General features: G+C 48.1%; 16 protein-coding genes. 12 read left to right on the top strand and 4 right to left on the bottom strand.

Annotated features, from left to right (window positions below):
- Window positions 1–15: 15 nt before the first annotated feature.
- From pgm to ACXAGX_RS15790, 3 genes are all read left to right on the top strand, one after another.
- Window positions 16–1,668: a phosphoglucomutase (alpha-D-glucose-1,6-bisphosphate-dependent) gene (gene pgm, locus ACXAGX_RS15800; protein ID WP_474818212.1), complete on the top strand. Its 1,653-nt coding sequence runs from the start codon at window positions 16–18 to the stop codon at window positions 1,666–1,668.
- Between the two features lie 237 nt (window positions 1,669–1,905).
- Window positions 1,906–4,395: a glycogen/starch/alpha-glucan phosphorylase gene (locus ACXAGX_RS15795; RefSeq protein ID WP_474839495.1), complete on the top strand. Its 2,490-nt coding sequence runs from the start codon at window positions 1,906–1,908 to the stop codon at window positions 4,393–4,395.
- Between the two features lie 240 nt (window positions 4,396–4,635).
- Window positions 4,636–5,256, top strand: a complete 621-nt coding sequence (locus ACXAGX_RS15790) for a hypothetical protein (protein ID WP_474839493.1) — start codon at window positions 4,636–4,638, stop codon at window positions 5,254–5,256.
- Between the two features lie 35 nt (window positions 5,257–5,291).
- Here ACXAGX_RS15790 and ACXAGX_RS15785 read toward each other — a convergent pair whose 3' ends face one another.
- Window positions 5,292–6,206, bottom strand: coding sequence for a DMT family transporter (locus ACXAGX_RS15785; protein WP_474839491.1), 915 nt, complete (start codon window positions 6,204–6,206; stop codon window positions 5,292–5,294).
- Between the two features lie 111 nt (window positions 6,207–6,317).
- Here ACXAGX_RS15785 and ACXAGX_RS15780 point away from each other — a divergent pair, with 111 nt between their 5' ends.
- Window positions 6,318–7,196 (top strand): LysR family transcriptional regulator, encoded by an 879-nt coding sequence (locus tag ACXAGX_RS15780; protein ID WP_474839489.1) that lies wholly within the window; start codon window positions 6,318–6,320, stop codon window positions 7,194–7,196.
- On the opposite strand, the gene ACXAGX_RS15775 is transcribed toward ACXAGX_RS15780, so the two are convergent.
- The 3 genes from ACXAGX_RS15775 to ACXAGX_RS15765 form a co-directional block, all read right to left on the bottom strand.
- A complete protein-coding gene (locus ACXAGX_RS15775) occupies window positions 7,193–8,065 on the bottom strand; it encodes a MurR/RpiR family transcriptional regulator (protein WP_474818217.1) in 873 nt (290 codons plus the stop codon). The genes ACXAGX_RS15780 and ACXAGX_RS15775 overlap by 4 nt on opposite strands.
- Window positions 8,066–8,097: 32 nt before the next feature.
- Window positions 8,098–9,039 carry a sugar phosphate isomerase/epimerase family protein gene (locus ACXAGX_RS15770; RefSeq protein ID WP_474839487.1) on the bottom strand — a complete coding sequence of 314 codons (942 nt, stop codon included), beginning with the start codon at window positions 9,037–9,039 and terminating at the stop codon, window positions 8,098–8,100.
- Between the two features lie 111 nt (window positions 9,040–9,150).
- Window positions 9,151–12,003, bottom strand: coding sequence for a TonB-dependent receptor (locus ACXAGX_RS15765; protein ID WP_474839485.1), 2,853 nt, complete (start codon window positions 12,001–12,003; stop codon window positions 9,151–9,153).
- A 457-nt stretch (window positions 12,004–12,460) separates the two neighbouring features.
- Between ACXAGX_RS15765 and ACXAGX_RS15760 the strand changes: the two genes are divergently transcribed.
- From ACXAGX_RS15760 to ACXAGX_RS15725, 8 genes are all read left to right on the top strand, one after another.
- Window positions 12,461–14,206, top strand: coding sequence for a purine-cytosine permease family protein (locus ACXAGX_RS15760; protein ID WP_474839483.1), 1,746 nt, complete (start codon window positions 12,461–12,463; stop codon window positions 14,204–14,206).
- The gene (locus tag ACXAGX_RS15755) at window positions 14,203–14,895 is read left to right on the top strand and encodes a Fe2+-dependent dioxygenase (RefSeq protein ID WP_474818221.1); all 693 of its coding nucleotides are present in this window, start codon (window positions 14,203–14,205) and stop codon (window positions 14,893–14,895) included. Before ACXAGX_RS15760 ends, ACXAGX_RS15755 begins: the two co-directional genes overlap by 4 nt.
- Before the next feature lie 249 nt (window positions 14,896–15,144).
- Window positions 15,145–17,055, top strand: coding sequence for a bifunctional 5-dehydro-2-deoxygluconokinase/5-dehydro-2-deoxyphosphogluconate aldolase (locus tag ACXAGX_RS15750; RefSeq protein ID WP_474839481.1), 1,911 nt, complete (start codon window positions 15,145–15,147; stop codon window positions 17,053–17,055).
- Between the two features lie 32 nt (window positions 17,056–17,087).
- A complete protein-coding gene (iolD, locus tag ACXAGX_RS15745; protein WP_474839479.1) occupies window positions 17,088–18,941 on the top strand; it encodes a 3D-(3,5/4)-trihydroxycyclohexane-1,2-dione acylhydrolase (decyclizing) in 1,854 nt (617 codons plus the stop codon).
- Between the two features lie 25 nt (window positions 18,942–18,966).
- A complete protein-coding gene (iolE, locus tag ACXAGX_RS15740) occupies window positions 18,967–19,857 on the top strand; it encodes a myo-inosose-2 dehydratase (protein ID WP_474839477.1) in 891 nt (296 codons plus the stop codon).
- 40 nt (window positions 19,858–19,897) lie between these two features.
- Window positions 19,898–21,403 (top strand): CoA-acylating methylmalonate-semialdehyde dehydrogenase, encoded by a 1,506-nt coding sequence (locus ACXAGX_RS15735; RefSeq protein WP_474818225.1) that lies wholly within the window; start codon window positions 19,898–19,900, stop codon window positions 21,401–21,403.
- A 50-nt stretch (window positions 21,404–21,453) separates the two neighbouring features.
- Window positions 21,454–22,281, top strand: a complete 828-nt coding sequence (locus ACXAGX_RS15730; protein WP_474839475.1) for a TIM barrel protein — start codon at window positions 21,454–21,456, stop codon at window positions 22,279–22,281.
- 37 nt (window positions 22,282–22,318) lie between these two features.
- Window positions 22,319–23,215: a sugar phosphate isomerase/epimerase family protein gene (locus ACXAGX_RS15725; protein ID WP_474839473.1), complete on the top strand. Its 897-nt coding sequence runs from the start codon at window positions 22,319–22,321 to the stop codon at window positions 23,213–23,215.
- Window positions 23,216–23,234: the final 19 nt, after the last annotated feature.

Raw genomic sequence — 23,234 nt, 5'->3', positions numbered from 1 at the left:
GGAAAAGGACGAAAAATGGCATTACACCCCCATGCAGGAGAACCCGCAGCGCCGGAGCAACTTATCAATGTTGCTGAATTAATAACGCAGTATTTTACCTTTCAGCCCGATGTGAGTAAGCCTGCTGAAGCGGTAAGTTTTGGTACTTCAGGACACCGCGGAACTGCAGCAAATACCACGTTTACCGATGTCCATATCGCCGCGATCTGTCAGGCGCTTGCTGAATACCGTGAAGCACAGGGCATAGACGGTCCACTTTATATTGGTAAAGATACCCACGCGTTATCTGAACCCGCAATGATAACGGCGATTGAAGTACTTACCGCCAATGGTGTTGAAGTGGTAATTCAATTAGCCGACAACGCGAGCCGCGGCTACACGCCAACGCCAGTCATTTCACGCACCATTATCCGTTATAACCGTCAGCGAAGTGAAAACCTGGCAGACGGTATTGTGATTACGCCATCTCATAATCCGCCAAGCGATGGTGGTTTCAAATACAATCCTCCCCACGGTGGTCCGGCAGATGGCGACGTCACGTCAGTTATTCAAAAGCGCGCTAACGCGCTTATCGCCGATGGCAATAAAGACGTTAAACGTATCAATATCCAGGCAGCGAGAGCAGAAGGTAAAGTTCAGGAAGCGGACTTTATGGAAGCGTATATCGATGACCTGGCGAGTGTGGTTGATATGGAAGCCATTGCCAAAGCGGGCTTGAAATTGGGCACGGATCCTCTTGGCGGCGCCGGTGTGGGTTACTGGGAGCGTATTGCCGAAAAATATGGTCTCGACATTACGGTAGTAAACGACAAAGTTGACCCCCAGTTTGGTTTTATGCGTCGCGATAAAGACGGCAAACTTCGTATGGATTGCTCATCGGCTTATGCCATGGCGGGTTTGATTGAGTTGAAGGATAAGTTCGACTTGGCGTGGGGTAACGATCCTGATTTTGACCGCCATGGTATTGTTTGTCCAAGCTCTGGCTTGATGAACCCGAATCATTATTTGGCTGTTGCCATTAATTACCTGTACCAACATCGACCGAACTGGCCAAGCTCACTCAAAGTGGGTAAAACCCTGGTATCGAGTTCCATGATCGACCGTGTCGCCGACAGTCTTGGACGCGAGCTGGCAGAAATGCCTGTCGGTTTTAAGTGGTTCGTGGGTGGCTTATCTAACGGCGAAATCGCTTTTGCTGGTGAAGAAAGTGCGGGGGGAATTTTCCTCCAACGTAATGGCACAACCTGGGCGACAGATAAAGACGGTTTTATTATGTGTCTGCTAGCCGCTGAGATTCTCGCGGTAACGGGGAAAGATCCTGGCGAACATTATGCTGCTTTAACAGAAAAATTTAGCGCACCGGTTTACCAGCGTGTCGATGTAGCAGCTACACTTGAAGAGAAACAAAAACTGTCTGCGATGGATGCCTCTGTAGTAACCAGTGATTCGCTGGCCGGAGAGCCCATTACAGCGGTGCAAACCCACGCGCCAGGTAACAATGCTGCTATTGGTGGCGTGAAAGTCTCTACTGAAAACGGCTGGTTTGCAGCACGCCCTTCAGGTACTGAGCAGATTTACAAAATTTATGCTGAGAGCTTTAATGGTGAAACTCACTTACAGTCACTTATTAAAGAAGCTGAAGAATTAGTAGCGAAGATCATTAAGTAAAAACGCACATGTTGTATTAATACCAAAATATTGTAAATTTAATGTTAATAAATGGGCTGCATTTAAAAATGCAGCCCATTTTTTTTGAAAATTAACAAAACTTTTACAAAAAGTTGTTTTTAACACTGCTATATTGCTGTCATCTTGATTTTTACCGATGTAATTAAATTACACATTGGGTTAGTTTTAACCATCTTTGGTCAATATGGTTGACCACATTGTTAAGTGAGAACTGATATGAACGCAAAATCAACCAGTGCAAAATCTTCTGCACCTGTTGCGGTTACCGCAGGCGATAAGAACGAATTTAAATCTGCTGTCATTCGTCATTTACACTGCACCTTAGGCACCGACGAAAACAAAGCCAACAACCATGCCTGGTGGAAAGCGACTTGTGCTGCCATGCAAGAACAGGTACTTGAAGGACTTCGTAAAACGCAGAAAACCCACTATTTAAATGATACCCGCGCCGTGCATTATTTTTCTGCTGAGTTTTTGATGGGCCGTTTGCTCTCCAACAATCTGCAGAATTTTGGACTTTACGACGTAGCCAATGAAGCCTTGAAAGAGTTGGGCATTGAACTGGCGGATGTAATGGAAGAAGAGCCCGATATGGCCTTGGGTAACGGTGGCTTGGGTCGTCTGGCAGCGTGTTTTATCGATTCTCTGGCCACGATGGAATTGCCCGCAATTGGTTATGGCATTCACTATGAACATGGTTTATTCCGTCAGGAAATTCAAAACGGTGCGCAAATTGAGCGCCCGGACAGCTGGCGTGACTTCGGCAACCCTTGGGAGATTTGCCGTCCAGAATCTATCCAGCAAGTCTCTTTATACGGTTATGTAGAAACCAAATATGGTGAGAACGGCCGCATCCAGAAAGAATGGCACCCAGGTTCGATTGTTAAAGGTGTACCTTGGGATATTCCGGTAGTGGGTTACGGCGGTAAAACCGTAAACGTTCTGCGTTTATGGAAGAGCCAATCATCCCAGTACTTCAATTGGGACGTGTTTAATGCCGGTGGTTATGTGGATGCTCAGCGTGAAAACGTGCAGGCCGACACCATCTCTAAAGTGCTTTACCCCAACGACGAAACGGAAGCGGGTAAAGAGCTGCGTCTTATTCAGCAATACTTCTTTAGTTCCTGTTCTCTGAAAGACATCATTCGCCGTTATAAGCGAGCTCACGGTGACGATTGGAGTCGTTTTGTCGATCAGGTAGTTATTCAGCTCAATGACACGCACCCGGCTATCGCCATTCCGGAACTGATGCGTATTCTGGTAGACCGTGCTGAGCTTGACTGGGATACCGCATGGAATATCTGTACTAAAGTGTTCGCTTACACCAACCATACTTTGCTGCCAGAAGCGCTTGAAAAATGGCCTGCGCGAATGATTGAAAAGATTCTTCCGCGCCACCTGGAAATCATCTACGAAATTAACCATCGTTTCATGGCTGAAGTGGATGCAATGTGGCCAGGCGACAATGCCAAAAAAGCCAAACTTTCGATTATCGAAGAAGGTAACGAGAAAATGGTACGTATGGGCAACTTGTCTGTGATTGGCTCTTTTGCAGTTAACGGCGTAGCAGAAATTCACTCTCGTCTGGTGAAGAAAGATCTGTTCCCTGAATTTGACGAAATGTGGCCGGGCAAGCTGACTAACGTGACCAACGGCATTACGCCACGACGTTGGCTGAAAGCGTGTAACCCACCATTGTCTGCGTTAATTGATAAGAAGATTGGCAGCGATTGGCCTACCGATCTCAAGAAACTCGAAGGGCTGGCTAAGTTTGCTGACAATAAAACCTTCCAGAAACAGTTCATGAAAGTGAAACTGGAAAACAAAAAATTGTTAGCACAAGAAATTAAGCAGTCGCTTGATATCGACGTAGATGTGAATGCTATTTTCGACGTACAAATTAAGCGTCTGCACGAGTATAAGCGTCAGCATCTTAACCTGCTGCACATCATGGCGCTGTACCGTCGACTTCTTGAAAACCCAGATTACGATATGCATCCACGGGTGTTTATCTTTGGTGCTAAGGCTGCGCCGGGTTACAAACTGGCGAAAGACATTATTTATGCCATCAACAAAGTGGCTGATAAGGTGAATAATGATCCTCGCGTGAAGGGCAAAATCAAAGTTGTGTTCCTGCCCAACTATCGGGTATCACTGGCTGAAAAAATGATTCCTGCGTCAGATCTGTCTGAGCAGATCAGTACGGCCGGTAAAGAAGCGTCAGGCACCGGTAACATGAAGCTGGCCCTGAACGGTGCGCTTACCATTGGTACATTGGATGGTGCAAACATCGAGATTGCTGAGGAAGTAGGTGACGAGAATATCTTTATCTTTGGTATGGATGTTGATGAAGTGCACGCGTTGCAGGCAAAAGGCTACAAGCCGCTGGACTACTACTATCGCGACCCTGAAATCAAAGCCGTTCTGGACTGGTTGGAGACAGATTACTTCACGCCAGGCAAACCAGGCGCACTGGTGTCTATTAAACAAAGCTTGTTAGATAACGGCGACCCGTACATGGTACTGGCTGATTTCCGTGCTTATTCTGATGCGCAGATTTTGGTAGACGAAGCGTATCGCGATAAAGAGCGCTGGGCGAAAATGGCCATTATCAATACCGCGAAGATGGGTAAGTTCACTTCAGACCGTTCTATTAAAGATTACGTTGATCGTATCTGGAAGCTGGATTCCTGTTCTGTAAAGTAAAACGGAAAGCTGAAAGTTAAGTCTGGTTTTACCTGACAAATAGAAAGTGGGGACCTACGCGGGTAGGTCCCCTTTTTATTTTCACTGAGCCAATGGTTTGGAGGTGCTACCAGAGATACCAGCGTAGTATAAATCAGGCACATCAGCATATAAGCCTAATAGTATGTCCAAAACCGACTATTAACGATATTGTACCAATTCACTCTGGATAGAGTGTTAGAGATAGCAACAGGGAATTTTATGGTTAAAGAAATAGGGAAAAGAACAATACTGGCTGTTGGAGTGTCAGCGTTTACGATTTTGGTTATCGCCTTTCAGTGGACAATCGTTGACTGGATAACGCCTTTTTTGATGTTACCGCTGATGTGGTTGGTAATGGTTCTGTTCATTACGGGAGCAGGCTTCAGCCTTTCCTGTTTATTAAAGTTCAGAGAAATTCGATGGCGGACAACCATTCCCGCCGTAATTCAGTTATCTGCCTTTGCCATAGTATTATTTGTTCCTTTTACAAATCTCTGGATAGATGCAGACTTTCATTTGTATGAATCTCAACGCCAGGAGGTTGTCGAAAAAGTTTACTCAGGCGAACTTGTCCCAAACGTCAGGCATAACTCATCACTGATTGCCCTTGGCGCCGAGTATTCAAAACTATCAATGGGCGGAAATGAGATAGTGGTTCAGGATATTGACGGGTTGGTTTACGTTTTCTTCTTTACCTACAGAGGCATACTGGACAATTACTCTGGTTTTCTGTTTGTCCCTGACGGTGGTGATCCCAGGAACTACTCAGATTTGAATGAAGATGATGTGACGCAAATAATAAAATATGCCGATAACTGGTACTGGGCGTCACATCACTAACGCTGTGGTGCATTAACATGCAGGGAGTGCGTGTATCAAGCAGCCTGACGATTCCGTCCGCTTAGCGCCTGTACCGGATTATTACTTATGAGTGTCCCTGTCAGAATCATTCCTATGGCAATAGAAAGTCCCGTGGTCCACACCTCATCAAATAATGGTACTGCAATCACACTGGCAAAAATCGGCACCAGCGCCATGAGTCCGCCCATACGGGTTGCGCCGAGAATATGTACCGCTCTGGCATAGAGTACCATTTGTACTGTAGTGGCCATTACGCCCTGATAGAAGGCCTGTAGGGCAATCATTTCCCAGCTGCTGTCGACAATATGGTGGGGAAGAAACAGCGCGTAAACCGGTGCAAAAAGTAGCGTAGTAAAGGTGATGATGCCGAGTGTCGCATGCCACGGGGCAAATCCCCAGCGGCGCAGTAATACAGTAAATATCCCCCAGAATACACAGGCCATAATAAAGCTCATGTCGCCAGCCAGATAGGACGTATCCATTAGCAGGGTTTCGATTAGCAGGACAATGATGCCTGCGCTGCTAAATAGAATGCCTGTCCACGCCTGACGGGTGTGTCGCTCTCCGGCAAGGAAGTATGCAAGCACTGCAATCATGATGGGCATCAGCCCCGGAAGTAATAAAGCCGCATGAGTAGCCGGGGCTAAGGAAAAGCCATTGAATACCGTAAATCCGTAGGCCAGACCTCCTATTGCACCCAGTGCCAGCATTCTTCGCTGAAATATAACCCGTCGATGTTTCCAGATGAAAGGAGAGAACAGAATGAACGCGGTACCAAAACGCACCATCATCATATCAGGGATGGCCAGAGCAGCGAGGGCGCCGGCTTTGGTGATCAGAATAAAGCCTGTCCATATCATTACGGCGCCCAGGGCATAAATTAACCCTTTAGTCACCAGAGACTGGTTTTCGGTGTGGGCTGAGGTCATATATTTCTCCTTTCATTCACTATAGCGGAAAGTATAAAGAAAATTATCTTTCAATAATAATGAATAAATGAGAAGGTTTATTTCATTAAAAGTGAAAAAGGTGGGTAAGTATTGGATATTTCAGATCTGTTGGTTTTCAAAACCGTTGTTGAACAAAACGGTGTCAGCCGGGCGGCGGAGGTATTGCACCGAGTGCCGTCGAACGTTACTGCCAGGCTTAAGAAATTGGAAGCTGAACTCAATACTGATTTATTTTTGCGCGAGGGTAACCGGTTGTCGGTGACGTCAGCAGGGCTTCGTTTACTCGAATACACCGATAAAATCCTTAATCTGCAAAAACAGGCGATTGCTGAACTCACCGATGCTGAGCCAGCAGGCTTGCTACGACTGGGGTCGATGGAAAGCAGTGCGGCCGCCAGATTACCCGGTATTCTGGCCCGCTTTCACCATCATTATGCCGCTGTACAGCTGGAGTTGACTGCCAACGCCTCTATGCCGCTGATTGAGCGGGTACTGGCTGGAGAGCTCGATTTAGTGATGGCTTCCGACCCGCCTGACGATCCACGTTTAACCTGTGTGAAGTGTTTTGACGAAGAACTGGTGCTTATCATGCCTGAAGAATGGGGAAACAAAGCCTCACTGCCCGATCCCATCACCATGGTGGGGTACAATAAAGGCTGTTCGTATCGGCACCGGTTGGAAAAATGGCTGGCGAGGCATAATCACCTGTGCGAAAAGGTGACGGAAATACCGAGTCATTTTACCATGATTGGTTGTGTAATTGCCGGGATGGGGCTCGGAATGGTGCCAAGGGCTGTGTTAGCTCTGCATAAGACAGAAGGGCTGAGTATACAGGTGGTGGATGACGATATTGCGCAGGCACCCACCTATCTTATTCATCGCAAGGACAACCCGTCCAGTGCGATCAGTGCGTTTATTCGCACTGCGCTGGAGTCTCCCGGAGCTGTGGGCGCCGGGACACCGAATTAGTCTGGTGCAAAGGTAGTCGTGAAGCCATCTTCGGATCGGCTGTCTGCCAGGCCAATGGCCAGCACCTGTGATAACAGCAGTGATGCTGAGAGCGAACGGAAGGCATCCACCCGGGCTTCCTGAACGATAAACGATTGCTGACTGGTGTTTGCCAGCGGAGAAATCGGGCTGTCAGTAATTGATAATACCGTAACCCCCCGGTCAGCCGCCTTTGCCGCCAGCTCACAGGTATTTGAGGAGTAAGGGCTAAAGCTTATAGCCAGCAGTAAATCACCGCGCTCAACATTAGACATCTGTTCCTGGAACATGCCGCCTGTACCGCTGATCATGAATATTTTCTTGTCGATATGATTCAGTGCGTAATGCAGATAGGTAGCAACGGTGTGCGCACGCCCGTTACCCAGCAAAAAGATATGCCGGGCCTTGCGCATCAGTTCTACGGCTTTTTTTATCTCATCACGGGTGACCGTGTCTTCGAGATGGCGAAGTGCGTCGCGGTTAGCTTTGGCAAAGCGGGGGAGCAGTTCGTCGCTCTCCCAGCTTTGCTGACTGCGTACGAGCTGAATACGATTACTGTAGTTACTGGTGTTCTCCAGCTTTACTTCCTTTATGACCTGTTTGATTTCATTAAAACCACTGAAATCAAGGGCAGAAGCAAAACGGATAAGCGTTGATGGCGGTACGTTAATTCGTTCAGAAATCACAGCAATGGTTTCAAATGCCACTGCATCGGGATTTTCCAGTACAAATTTGGCGACTTGCTTCAGACGCTTGCTCATCTGAGGATAACGGGATTTAATCAGCTCCTGCAATTCACCCCAGTTCAGACTTTTTTCAGTATCCACATCTTTATCTTTATCGTTATTCATGCTCGCTACTCTAACGCATTATTACCTTGTTTTCACTGACTAATCGTCTGCTTGAGCGCTGCAATTGACGTGTCCAGTCCTGCTTCAACAGACATGGTCAGATCTTCCATTTCCAGTGAAACGAAGCCGTTATAGCCAGTCATTCTAATCACTGAGAAAAATTCCTTCCACCATTGCAAGTCACGACCACATCCCACAGCAACATAGTTCCAGGTACGGTTAGCCACATCTTCAACCACTTTAGTTTCCAGCAGGCCATTTTTTTCAACCATGGTGCGTTCCAGGCGCACATCCTTACCATGCACGTGGTGGATTGCGTCGCCAAGTTCACGTACAACGGCAATCGGATCCATTCCCATCCAAATCATGTGGCTTGGATCCACATTCAGGCCAACCATGGGGCCTACCGCGTTGCGCAGACGGAATAAGGTTTCGGGATTCCAGACCAGCTGCGCACTGAAATTTTCCAGTGCGATTTTCTCCACACCATGTTTTTCCGCGTGTGCCACCAAATCCTTCCAGAAAGGAATTGCCACATCGTTCCACTGATAATCCAGTTTTTCTTTCAGGTCAGCAGGCCAGCTTATTGTGTAAGTGATCCAGTTTGGTACCGTGTCTTCCGGAGACGCCGGCGGAAGGCCACTCATCATTACAATTTTCTTCACGCCTAACAATCCGGCCAGCTCCATGGTGTCAAAAGCGGCCTTCTTATGCGCTTGTCCCATCGGGCCTGGATCCAGTGGATTTCCTGAGCAATTGAGCGCAGCAATCGTCATACCGCGTTTACTCAGTGCGCTTTGGAAAGCTTCGCGCGCGTCGGCATCACTGATCAGTGTTGCCATATCCATGTGAGGGGCAGAAGACCAGCCTCCGGTTGTAATTTCGATGGCATTGACACCTTTCAGTTTGAGGGTATCGAGCATGTCTTCGAATGAAAGTTTGCCAAGTACGTCTGTGCAACAGGACAGTTTCATGTTCAGGTTCCATTAAAAATAAATGAATATAACTATAGTGAAATATTTATTTCACGCCTAAACAAAGACGGGCGGGGCTAAGCCCCACCCGGATTTGACCCGGAGGATTTATCAGAATTGACCACGGAAACCAAGGGCGTAGCGAGGTCCGGTATTACGATACAGAATGAACTGCTCGTCATAACGTCCGTGCTTACGGATGGCTTCATCAGTGATGTTTGTGCCTTCCAGGAAGACTGAGAAATCATCATTGATTCGGTAGGTCAGCTGGAAGTCTACCTGCGAGAACTCCTCAGTAAATACTGGTTCAACACCGGCTTTCGGGTTAATCAGATATTCAAGGAACTCGTCACGGTTACTCCAGGAAATACGTGCTTCAATGGGACCATTTTCATAAAACATGGTCGCGTTCATTGAGTTGCCCAGTCCGGGAATCGCAAACAGGGTGCTAACATCAGAGTTCGCTGCGATTTCTGCATTCGAGTCGAGGAATGTAGCATTTGCCGAGAAGCCTAAGCCTTCCAGTACACCGCTGTCAAATGCATATTGCGCTGCCAGTTCCAAACCTTTCACGTCAGCCGTTTCACTGTTAAGCGGACGCTGAACATTGAAATCGATAGTACCTGCATCGGCATTGATAGCGGCATCGTCAGCAAGCAAAGGCTGCTGGATATCTACACCTGAAATGGTAACCACTTCATTATCAGTAACGATGAAGTTCTGCACCTCTTTCTGGAATAATGCCAGGCTTACGTAGTTGATGTCGCCCCAGTAGTATTCGAAAGAAGCATCCAGGTTAATAGATGTGTAAGGCTTCAGGTTAACGTTACCTGCAACTGCATTCAATGAGCCAGGACGTAAGTCCAGGTAAGACAGGCGAGGGGCCAGATCTTTCAATTCCGGACGGGTCATGGTTTCAGATACGGCAAGGCGTACCACGAAATCTTCAGTAGGATTAATGGTGAAGCTGATATTCGGCAGCAGTTTCAGGTAGTCGTTAGTTTCTGACTGAAAGCCGGTACCTGATGTATCGAAACCAGGGTTATACTGGGTTGCAGTTGTTTGTGACAGACTGATCAGATTCTGCTGTGAACCGGTAGCTTCATCTCTGGTATATACCAGGCGAGCACCCGTGTTCAGTTTCCATTCCATATCGCTGAATGAACCTTCGAACAGCATGTCTGCATAGGCTGCGAAGATAGTTTCACTGACTTCATAGCTGTCTGGTTGTTTTGTACCTAAGAATCCACCTGGCTGTGCTTCAAAGAAGGCCTGGGATGTGCCTGGCTCATAGCCGTAGTATGCATCGCGGGCTGCGAAACCTTCAGGCGATTTTTGCCAGTCGATATAGTCATTCAGGTTAAAAGTGTAGATATCGCGGAAAGTATCTGGTGAAACGCCATCTAACAAACCACTGGTATCAAAATCAAGGATCAGATCGTTAGGTACATCAGTGATAAAGAAGCAGTACTGACAGAATACGTCGAAACTTGGACGAATTACGTCAACAGTTTTATCTTCTTTAGAGTAGTTTGCACCAAACTTGATGTTTCTGAGCATACCGCCGTCGTACGGTTCGTATACGTTATCAATAGCAAACTGATAAATGCTGGCTTCTACAGAGTTACCGCCAGTACCGTCACCCGCCTGATCGCCGTACTGGGCAACGTGAGAGCGGTAGCTGTCACGGTCCTGTAAACGGGCAATAATTGAATCAGGGTAGATGATCTGTGCTTCGCTACCGTAATTATCGAAGTGGAAATCATCGGTTGGATCATTCGGATCATCAGTGAAGCCCATTACCGCCTGACCATTACCTGTACCTTGTTTTGCCTCGGAGTCTGAGTATCCAAAGTCAAATACTGTGGTCAGTTCGTCGGTAGCCAGCCACTTCAGGTTAAAACCAATAGCACGGGTTTCTGTAGGGCGACCTTCCAGACGATTCAGAATACCTACCTCTGAAGAAATGTCCTGTTCCAGAACGGTACCATTTTCATTCAGAATAACGTCATTGGTTGCCGCTGGCGTACCAAACCATGAACCCAGCATCGTCGCGTTGGAGTTCACTTCAAATTTGTTATAGAAACCATCTACCGTCAGCAGTAATTCATCTTTCAGATAGTGCTGGAACACGGCCTGCACATTCATACGTTCACGTTCCTGCAGGCGGCGACCTGTCTGGGTTTCACGTGGGATAAAAGCCGTAGACACGTTACCAGGGTTTGCATCCACACCTTCTGCAAAATTAATGTTATCTACATCAGTAGGTAACCAACCATTGGTATTGGTGAAATCTTCCTGTGACTTCCGGTTCTGGTAGGAACCAGAAATCAGCAAGCCGGTAGCGCCATCGTTAAAGCTGGTGGAATAAAGGCCGAACAACTGTGGCGTGGTTTCACCACTATTATCATCATACAGTGCTTTAGCAGTAACCAGCATGGTGTCATCTGCCAGCGAGAAAGGGCGTGCTGTTTTCAGATTAACCGTGGCGCCGATGCCACCTTCCTGTAGTGAAGCTACACCAGTTTTGTATATTTCAGCACCAGAAATCAGTTCTGCAGGGTACAGGTCGAAACTAAATTCACGACCACCTGTTTCAGAAACAATTCGGCGACCGTTAACTAATACAGTGTTGAAGCTAGGGCCGAAACCACGGACAGTGACAAACTGGCCTTCGCCACCATTACGGTCGATGGCAATCCCGGGGATACGCTGGAGAGACTCAGCAATGTTAGTGTCCGGGAATTTACCTAAATCTTCAGCAGAAATGGCATCAACCACGCCCGGCGCTGAGCGTTTAATGTCCTGAGCTTCACTCAGGCTGCGGCGAATACCACGAACTTCAATAACTTCAGCGTCCTGTGCGGCCTGATCCTGAGCAGGGGCCTGCTGGGCAAAGGCAATAGGGCTTAAAGCACTGGTTATACAACAGGCCAATAACGTTTTTCTGTAAGCGACTCTCATGTGCGTGTCTCCAGAATGTTTCTTGTAAATTTTTGGTTAAATTACTTGCGTGTCCTGACGGTCTTATGTGTAGGGTGTCCATCAGCTAACAATATTTTTACAAAATAAAATTTCAATAGTCAAACAAAAAGAAATAAATATTTCACTAAAGTTTAACGATATTTATGAGAGGGTGAGACTAAAACAGCGTTTTTATTACATAAATGAGTGTTTTTCGGTGTCATTTATACTTTAGATGCATTAATAGAATATAAAATGAAATAAAAATTTCGTTTGAAATGGAATTTGAAGTGAGTTATTTTGCTTAAGGTTAATCAAATGTCATTTTAACATTAAAAAATGTCGATATACGACAATACTGATAGATACAGAGTATTCGCCATACTTATAAGTAACATCTAAAAAATAATTTATGGCGCTGTATCTCCCAGCAAAACCTACATTGGAGGTCGCCACCGTGAGCGAAGTACAAGAATTTGAAAATCAGCCGGTAGCTGCAAATAAACTGGAACCTGCCAGACATTTTGCGGCTGCTTACGCAGGTGAACATGTTGCCGGCACAGAATTTGTTATCGGCGCACTGTTTGTTTCTCTGGGCGTGTCTACTTACGATATTTTCGTTGGTCTGCTTATTGGTAATTTCTTTGCAGTACTCACCTGGGCGTGGATTTGTGCACCTATTGCAGTAAGAACCCGTCTCACTTTATATGCATATCTTGAAAAGGTGGCTGGGCCGGGCATCGTTAAAATATACAGCGTAATAAATGGTGTTCTCTTCGTTATTATTGCTGGTGCAATGATTACCGTATCCGCCTCAGCGGTTCGTATTCCTTTTGATATTCCTCCACAGGTAACCTGGTATCCAAACAGTGCCAGTTTTGTATTGGTCGCGGTTTGTGTGGGTGCAGTTATCGGTTATGTCGCTATAAATGGTTTCAAGAAGGTTGCACAGTTTGCTGCTGTGTGCGCGCCATGGATGATCCTGATGTTCCTGATCGGTGGTATCGCAGCTATACCTGTACTACTGGCGAGCATGCCGGATCTTTCCTCTATTAATAGTTTTTCTGATTTCGTTAAAGTAGGGGATACCTTTATATGGCAGGAAAAAGATAACGGCATTAACATCTGGCACATAGCTGCGTTCGCATGGGTATGTAACCTGCCAATGCACGGAGCAATGTCTGATATGAGTATTCTGCGTTACGCTCGTAAGTCGTCATATGGCTATCTCTCTTCCCTGGGTGTTTTCATTGGTCACTATATGGCCTGGATTTGCGCGGGCATTATGGGCGCGGCGGCGGCATTAATTCTGAAAACGTCCATTACCCAGTTGGATGCAGGTGAAGTAGCTTATCAGGCACTGGGTTGGGCAGGTATTCTGGCCGTGATTATCGCTGGCTGGACGACTTCAAACCCTACTATCTACCGTGCAGGTCTGGCTTTCCAGTCTCTCAATCCTAAGTGGTCGCGGGTTAAAGTCACTATGGTAGTGGGTGTATTTACTACAATTATTGCCTGCTTCCCGTTTGTATTCTCACAAATGCTCGACTTCCTTGGCATCATGGGCCTGGCAATTTCGCCTATTGGTGCAATCCTGGTAGCTGAACACTGGCTGTTACCAAAGCTGGGTATGACGCAATACTGGAACCACTATCGTGGCGCGAAAATCAATGGCCCTGCACTGGCAGCCTGGGTGGGCTCACTGGTATTCGCCTTTATTCTAAATGCTGCTGCTGATGTACATCTGTTCTTCCTGTTACTGCCTACCTGGATTGCTGCAACGGTTACTTATATTGCCGGCGCGGCGTTTGCCGGGGCAAAAGTTGCTTATCCTGAACTTCAGGCTGCTGAAAAAGCAGCGTTCCAGGCACGTCGTCAGGAAGAAGAAGAGTTTTTCTCCCACGATGCCGAGATAAATGCGGCTACAACACAGGATCTGCGCAGAAGCAAATTAGTCAGTGCGGCAAAATTCATTGCGATATCGTCTTTGATTGCCTGTGCAGCATTAACCGTGTGGGTGTATACCGCAGGTACAGCGGCACTCCCTCAGTTTAAGGAGTGGCTGATGGTGCCTACCGTGCTGTATTTCATCACGGGTAGCTACTGGTTTATTAAGCGTGAATCCGCCGAAACAGAAGAAACCGAGCATTTTACTGAGACTCCGTCAACGGTGAAAGCGCGCATGCAGGAGAGTCGGGGATGATTTCCCGGGTCTCGCTGTTCACACCAGAAACGTGTGATGCCTTCTGCGGGAAGCTGGGAAAGCTGAAATGGTCTGCCGGGCTGGCGCCCGGCAAGCTTTACCGGGAAAAAGTAAAGGGCAATGAAGAAATAGCGTTTCAGATGGACACCGCTACGGTGATTGCTGATGAACTGATGCGTGAAATTACGCAGGCCATCATGGACAGCAGTTTTATCCGCAAGCGTATGTTTCCAAAGAGTCTGGTAAACCCCAGGTTCAACCGTTATCGCAATGGTGGTTTTTACGGTAAACATGCCGACTCAGCATTTCTCGGCAATGGCCATCAGCAGGTGCGATCTGATTATTCACTGACGCTGTTTATGAGTGATCCCGATGAATACGAAGGGGGAGAACTGGAACTTTCATACCCCAGCGGTGAGGTGATGAAACTGAAGGAGCCGAAAGGCACCTTACTGTTTTACCCCTCGGGCGTTATGCATCAGGTTCTGCCAGTCACATCCGGAGAAAGAATCGCGTTTGTAGGCTGGGTTGAATCGCATATCCAGGACCCTCAGAAGCGGGATCTTTTATCTGAAGTAACCACGTTGTGTGATTACATGATGGAAGACGAAGAGCTGGCGCTGACTGAGCACCACACTCGTGCACTAAATGTTAAACATAATCTTTTCCGTTTGTGGTGGAAGAACTGAAATACCTCCAAATGAAATGCAAATGAAATAAAATTTTCAATTTGTATTTCTAATTTAAGCTATTGATTATTATATTTTTTTAGAGTGGGTTCTCGCTGGTTTTTTAATGAAATTTAAATTTCGGAAATTAAATCTTGAAATATATATTTCATTTATTTAAGCTTATCGAAAATTTAACAAAGTAACCTGGGAACTCCTGAAAAACGCGTCGGCCAGTCATTGAAAAACGCGTGAAAAGAGGACAAGAAAATGAGTACTACGAACAAAAAACTTGATCTGATTTGTATGGGACGCGTGGCTGTTGATTTATATGGACAGCAAATCGGCGCTCGTCTGGAAGATGAAGCGACATTTGCCAAGTATCTGGGTGGTTCATCCGGTAACGTTGCTTACGGCACTGCGCGAATGGGCCTTAAGTCGTCCATGCTGGCGAGAGTAGGTAACGAGCACATGGGCCGCTTTCTTCGCGAAGAGCTGAACCGCGTGGGTGTGGATACCAGCAACCTTATCACAGACCCCGACCGACTGACTGCACTAGTGATTCTGGGTCTTAAAGATGAAGACACCTTTCCGCTGATTTTCTACCGTGATAACTGCGCAGATATGGCGATTACGCCAGAAGATGTAAAAGAAGACTATATCGCTTCTGCACGCTGTCTCGCCATCACCGGTACACATCTGTCTAACCCCAAAACCCGGGAAGCTGTGCTTACTGCACTGGAATATGCTGGCAAGCACGATGTTAAACGTGCGCTGGACATTGATTATCGTCCGGTGCTGTGGGGACTGACGAACCCTGGTGACGGTGAGACTCGCTTTATTGCTGACGAAACTGTAACCAAACAAATGCAGGATGTACTGGGTTCGTTTGAACTGATAGTTGGTACTGAAGAAGAGTTCCATATTGCTGGTGGTTCTGAAGATACCGTTGAGGCACTGCGCACTGTACGTAAATTTACTGATGCAGCACTGGTTTGCAAACGCGGCCCTCTGGGCTGTGCGGTATTCGAAGGCGATATCCCGGACAGTCTTGATGATGGATTAAATGTTACCGGTGTACGTGTACAGGTTATGAATGTACTGGGTGCCGGCGATGCGTTTATGTCTGGTTTGTTACGTGGGTATCTGAACGGCGAGGGCTGGAAAAAAGCCTGTGATTACGGCAACGCATGTGGTGCGCTTGTTGTTTCACGTCACGGCTGTGCACCAGCGATGCCAAGTGCTGAAGAGCTTGATGATTACTTGAGCCGCGCTGAATCGGTGCCTCGTCCTGATTTAGACGAGCGTCTGCAGCACTTGCACCGCGTTACTACACGTGACCGTAGCTGGAATGAACTTAATATTCTGGCGTTCGACCACCGCAGTCAGCTTGAAAAAATGGCTATCGACGCCGGCGCTGAGCTGTCAAAAATCCCTGAACTGAAAAACCTGATTCTGCGTGCTGCTGAAGAGTCTCGCGAAGAACTTTCTCTGCAAGGCAAAATTGGTTGTTTCATCGACGGTACCTATGGCCAGGCCGCGCTTAACGAAGCCACAGGTAAAGGCTGGTGGGTAGCCCGTCCTATTGAATTGCCTGGTTCCCGTCCACTTCGTCTGGAGCACGGCAATATCGGCAGTCAGCTGGTGAGCTGGCCAGTGGAACAAATCGTTAAGTGCCTGGTTTTCTATCATCCGGACGATTCAGTCGAAATGCGTTTAGAGCAAGAAGCATTGATTCGCGAAGTCTACGAAGCCTGCTGTCAGTCAGGCCACGAGCTGCTGCTTGAAATCATTCTTCCAGCCAGTATGCCACGCAACGATGAAAACTATATTCGCACGCTGAAGCGCTTCTATAATCTGGGTATCAAGCCTGACTGGTGGAAACTGCCGCCGCTGAGCGCTGAATCATGGACTGTGGTTGAAGATCTGGTAAACACCAACGACCCCCATTGTCACGGTGTGGTTATTCTTGGTCTGGATGCGCCAATGGATGAACTGGAAGCTGGCTTTAATCAGGCTGCAAACAGCACTATGGTTAAAGGCTTTGCAGTTGGACGCTCTATTTTCTCTGAGCCTTCCAAAGCGTGGCTGGCCGGTAGCATCAACGATGATGAACTGATTGCCGGTATCAAAGCCAATTACGGCCATCTTGTCAGCGTCTGGAATAAGCGCGCGGTTTAACCGCGCCCTGAATTGCTTCGAGGAGTGTAACGATGTCAAACACTATCCGCCTGACCATGGCACAGGCTGTGATCAAATATATGATGGCTCAGAAAGTCGAGATGGATGGCGAAATCAAGCCTATGTTCGCTGGTGTCTGGGCGATTTTCGGCCACGGTAACGTTGCCGGTCTCGGTGAAGCACTGTATCAGGTCAAAGAAGATATGCCGACCTACCGTGCGCACAACGAGCAAGCCATGGCGCATTCTGCCATTGCCTACGCGAAAACCCTGAATCGTCAGCAGATGATGGCGTGTACTGCCTCAGCGGGCCCGGGTTCCACGAATATGGTCACTGCAGCGGCAGTCGCCCACGTAAACCGTATTCCTGTGCTTTTCCTTCCGGGAGATACCTTTGCGACTCGTATGCCGGATCCGGTTCTTCAGCAGCTGGAGACGTATCACGATCATACGATGACCACCAATGACTGTTTCAAACCGGTCAGTCGCTTTTTTGATCGTATTACCCGTCCTGAACAGTTGCTTACGTCGCTGCCTCAGGCTATGCGCGTGCTGACTGACCCGGTTGACTGTGGCCCGGTAACGCTTGCATTGCCGCAGGATATCCAGACCTTTGCCTGGGATTATCCAGAGCATTTCTTTGCTGAAAAAGTGCATCGTCTGCGCCGTCAGCAAGCTGATATGGTAGAGCTCGAAGAAGCTGTTGAACTTATTAAGCAGAGCAAAAAGCCGCTACTGATTGCGGGTGGTGGTGTGCATTATTCTGGCGCGCTTGAAGAGCTTGAAGCGCTGGTTAGTCAGTGTCGCATTCCTGTGGGTGAGACCCAGGCAGGGAAGGGCGCTCTGGCATGGGACCATCCTCAGAACATGGGCAGCATCGGTGTAACCGGTGCAGGCTCAACGAACGAGCTGGCTGCGGAATGTGACCTGGTCATTGCGGTTGGGACCAGACTGGGTGACTTCGCATCCGGCTCCCGCACCATGATAAATCCTGATGCCCGTCTGGTGTCGGTGAACGTAGCACCATTTGATACGGTTAAACACTATGCTAAGCCTTTGCTTGGCGATGCCAAACTCACCTTGCCGGCACTTACTGAAGCACTGGGCAACTGGAGTTCTGACAGTGAGTGGCAGCAGAAAAACCAGAAGGTGAAAGCCGCATGGGATGCTTATGTCGATGAAGCGACTGCCAATAAAAACACGCTGCCGCTTACCGATCCTGAAGCCGTAGGTGCAGTAAACCGCGCTGCAGCAGAAGATGCGATAGTGGTTTGTGCGGCAGGTGGTTTACCGGGTGAGCTCCAGAAGCTATGGCGTACCCGTTTCAACCGCGGTTACCACATGGAATACGGCTTCTCTTGCATGGGCTATGAAATTGCTGGTGGCCTGGGCGCGAAAATGGCCAAGCCCGATTCAGAAGTGTACGTGATGGTAGGTGATGGTTCTTACCTGATGCTGAACTCTGAAATCGCCACTTCTGTAATGCTTGGCTACAAGATGATTATGGTTGTTCTGGATAACCGTGGCTACGGCTGTATTCACCGTTTACAGGAGTTCTGTGGCGGCCCGGGTTTCAACAACCTGCTGGACGATTGCCTCACTGTGCCGGAAGGCGCACCGAAAACTGACTTTGCTGCTCACGCCCGTTCTCTGGGCGCTGAGGCTGAGAAAGTAGAAAGCATCAGCGAACTGGAAGCGGCACTGGAGCGTGCCAAAGCGGCAGATAAAACTTACATCATCACACTGGATACTGATCCGCTGAAAGTAACCAAAGAAGGCGGATTCTGGTGGGATGTAGCGGTGCCTGAAGTGTCTCCGCGTGAAGAAGTACGACAAGCCCGCGAATTCTACGAATCGCAAAAAAATAAACAATTCAAGAACCTGTAAGCAGGCTTTGCTTAGGAGAAAGACGATGGCCGTACAACTGGGTATTAACCCATTAACCTGGACCAACGATGACTTACCTTCGCTGGGTGGCGACACGCCGCTGGATGTGTGTCTGAGTGAAGGCAAGCAGGCGGGTTTTACAGGTTTTGAATTAGGACACAAGTTCCCCCGCGATGCGGACAAACTGAATACTGTTCTGGCAGCGCACGACTTGAAAGCCGTGTCTGGCTGGTATTCACTGCAGTTGCTGGAACGCTCTGCAGAAGAAGAAATTGCGGCTATGCAGCCACATCTTGAGTTGCTCCGCGATAGCGGTTGTAAAGTGATGGTGTGCTGTGAAGTCACCGACTGCGTGCATGGTGATCAATCCAAACCTCTGTCCCTACGTCGACCTTTTCCTGCCGCGCGCTGGCAGGAATATACAGATAAGTTGGGTGTGGTTGCCAGGCACGCGCTTAATCATGGCGTTCAGCTTGCCTATCACCATCATATGGGTACGGTTATCCAGACGGAAGCCGAAGTTGACGAACTGATGAAGCGCACCGGGCCAGAGCTTGGTTTACTGCTCGACAGCGGGCATTGCCTGCTGGCTGGTGGCAACCCTGTGGAGCTGGCAAAACGTTGGGCAAACCGCATTAATCATGTGCATTGCAAAGATATCCGCAAAAACGTCATGATTGATGCCAAAAATCGAAACATCAGCTTTTTAAACGCAGTGTTAAACGGTGTATTCACTGTACCAGGTGATGGTTGTGTGGATTATCCGGCGCTGTTCGCAGTGCTCAAGGAAATTAATTACGAAGGCTGGCTGGTTGTTGAAGCTGAACAGGATCCCTCTGTGGCTGATCCACTGACTTACGCCACTCTTGGACATAAAAACTTACAAGCAATGGCCACTAAAGCAGGCCTGATGTAATACGCATTATTCGCGTAAACCGTCAAAACGGAGAATTAACATGAATAAGATTCATAATTTTATCAACGGTGAAATCGTTGAAAGTGAAAGTACAGAGTTTACCCCTGTATACAATCCGGCCACCGGTGAAGTCATTGCTGAAGTAGTGCAGTCTACTGATGCTGATATTGAAGCGGCTGTCGCTGCAGCGAAAGCGGCTTTCCCTGCGTGGGCGAATACCTCGCCGCTGAAGCGTTCGCGCATCATGAACAAATTCCGTCAGTTGCTGGAAGATAACCTGGACGAACTGGCCGCCATTATTTCACGTGAACACGGCAAGGTAGAATCCGATGCCAAAGGTGAAGTGATTCGTGGTTTGGAAGTGGTTGAATTTGCTTGTGGCGGTCCGAACTTACTTAAAACCGACATGACTGAAAATGTAGGTACCTCAATTGACAGCCATGCGCTGCGTCAGCCTCTGGGTGTTGTTGCGGGTATTACACCGTTTAACTTCCCGGCCATGGTACCAATGTGGATGTTCCCAGTGGCACTGGCAACGGGTAACACCTTTATTCTTAAGCCTTCAGAGCGCGATCCGTCTGCAACGCTTTTCTACGCAGACCTTATCAAGCAGGCTGGTTTCCCAGCGGGTGTTTTCAACATCGTTCACGGTGGCAAACACGTGGTTGATGCACTGATTGAGCATCAGGATATCCCGGCGCTGAGCTTCGTTGGTTCAACACCAATTGCGAAATACATCTACGAGCGCGGTGCCTCTTTTGGCAAACGTGTTCAGGCCCTGGGTGGCGCGAAAAACCACATGGTGGTTATGCCAGATGCAGACGTTGAAAAAACGGTTTCTGCACTGATGGGCGCAGCGTACGGCTCAGCCGGCGAACGCTGTATGGCAATTTCGGTTGTTGTGCCTGTTGGTGATGAAGTAGCTGAAAAGCTCAAAACACGACTGGTAGAAGAACTGGCAAAACTGAAAGTAGCGCCGGGTACCGATGCAGATGCCGATATGGGACCTCTGGTAACCCAGGCTCACCTTGATAAGGTGTCTGGCTACATTGCTAAAGGTGCCGAAGAAGGTGCTGATCTGGTGGTTGACGGTCGTGATTTCAAAATGACCCGCGAAGGCTACGAAAAGGGTTTCTTCATTGGCGGTACGCTGTTCGACAACGTCACTACAGACATGACCATCTACAAAGAAGAAATCTTCGGACCGGTACTGGCAATGGTTCGTGCTAAGACCTTTGATGAAGCGGTACAAATGATTAACGACCATGAGTTTGGTAATGGTACAGCGATCTTCACCCGTGATGGTGATGCTGCTCGTACCTTCACGAACGAAATTCAGGTCGGCATGGTAGGCGTGAACGTGCCTATTCCTGTACCGATGGCATTCCACAGCTTTGGTGGCTGGAAAGCATCACTGTTTGGTGATCATCACATGCATGGTCCTGAGGGTGTGCGTTTTTACACCAAACTTAAAACTGTGACTACCCGTTGGCCTACCGGAATTCGCGAAGGCGGTTCTGCGTTCGTTATGCCAACCATGGACTAAACCGGATTCCCCGGTGAGTATTCACCGGGGACTTTTTCAGGATACATCACATGTCGAACCAATCTGTATCATTTGCCCTGAATCACATGGCGTGCCCGTCACTGAGCCCGCTTGAGTTAATCAGTGCAGCAAAAGACCTTGGCATGGTTGCGGTAGAGTTACGCAACGACGTGAAAGAAAACAGTGTTACCGATGTTGATACTGCTCGCGCGGTAAAAAAAGCCGCTGATGCTGCCGGGATTACAGTCCTCAGTATTAATGCACTTTATCCGTTTAACGTGTGGAACGATGAACGTAAAGCGCAGGCTGAACAGATGGCCGAAGTGGCTGCCGCCGCTGGTGCCAAAGGCCTGGTTTGCTGTCCGCTGGTTGATGCACAAGACAGTCGCTCTGAAGAACAGCGTGCGTCTGATTTACGTGCTGCACTTACCGATCTCAAGGTGATTCTCAGCAAGCATGGCCTGGAAGGCTATGTTGAGGCATTGGGATTCCCGATTTCTACTCTGCGTTTCAAAAACGAAGCGGTAGAGGCCATTACAGATGTTGATGGCAATGAAATATTCGGTTTAGTGCACGATACTTTTCACCACGTAGGTTCCAGCGATCCGAATATGTATCCGCATAAAACCGGTTTGGTTCACGTATCTGCAGTAGTGGATAACGACATTACATTTACCGACATGCTCGACGGACACCGTGAGTTTGTTATGGAGGGTGACCGACTAGACAGCGTTTCACAGGTGAAAGCCCTGTTTGACGGTGGCTATAACGGCTACATCTCATTCGAACCATTCTTTGCCGGACTGTGGGATCTTGACGATCCAGTCGCAGAAATCCGTAAAAGCATGGAATACATGAAACAAGCGCTGACGGCCTGAACGCCGTTAACCCGACAGAACAGCAAGGATTAATATAATGAAAATTGCCCTCGATCCTTATATGAGTCGCCATATTCCTCTTGAGCAACTGCCTGGCTTTGTTAAAGAGATGGGATATGACTACATTGAGCTTTCTCCCCGTGCAGATTTTCTGCAGTGGTGGACCCGTCCCCGCGTTTTTCCTGCCCGCGCAAAAGCGTTCAAGCAGGCAATGAAAAGTGCAAATTGTGAGCTTGCTACTTTGCAGCCTATGTACCGCTGGTCATCACCTTACAAAGACGAGTGGGAAATGGCCATGGATAACTGGAAACGCTGTATTCAGGTTGCCGTGGAAATGGACTGTGAGCTGCTGATTTCTGAATTTGGCCGTGGTGCATCTCCTGAGCGTTCTAACGCCTGCACCCAGGGTATTCACACGCCTGAAGCCTGTGAAAATGCGTTCTGGCGCTCAATGGATGTACTGGTACCTATTCTTGAGCGTGAAGGTCTTACCCTTAGCGTAGAGCCACACCCGGAAGACTGGGTTGAGGAAATTAATCCTGCTATGGACGTGATCAAAACGATCAACTCCAAAGCAGTTAAAGCCTCTTATATCGCTCCACATTCTTTTTATTACGGTGACGATCTTGCCGACACCATTCGCGCTACTGAAGGCGAACTGGTTCATGCCCGTGTTGCTGATACGTTTAACCATAAAGCGTCGTCACAACTGCGATACATCGTTAATCCACCAGGATCCAATGCGCGGGTGCATCAGCATCTGAACATAGGTGAAGGTGAACTTGACTGGGATGTATTCTTTAAAACGCTGCACGAAATTGGTTTCGACGGCGTGCTGTCCAGCTGTGTATTTGCATGGGAAGAAAGTGCAGAGGCATCTTCTAAATTCATGCGTGAAGAAATTCAGCGCTACGTCGACAAGTACTGGCGCTAATCGTTTTGGAGAATAAAGA

It is taken from the genome of Alteromonas sp. ABV4_515 (assembly GCF_056160345.1).
Note: the sequence above shows the minus strand (reverse complement) of the source record. Positions and strands in the feature narration are given on the sequence as shown.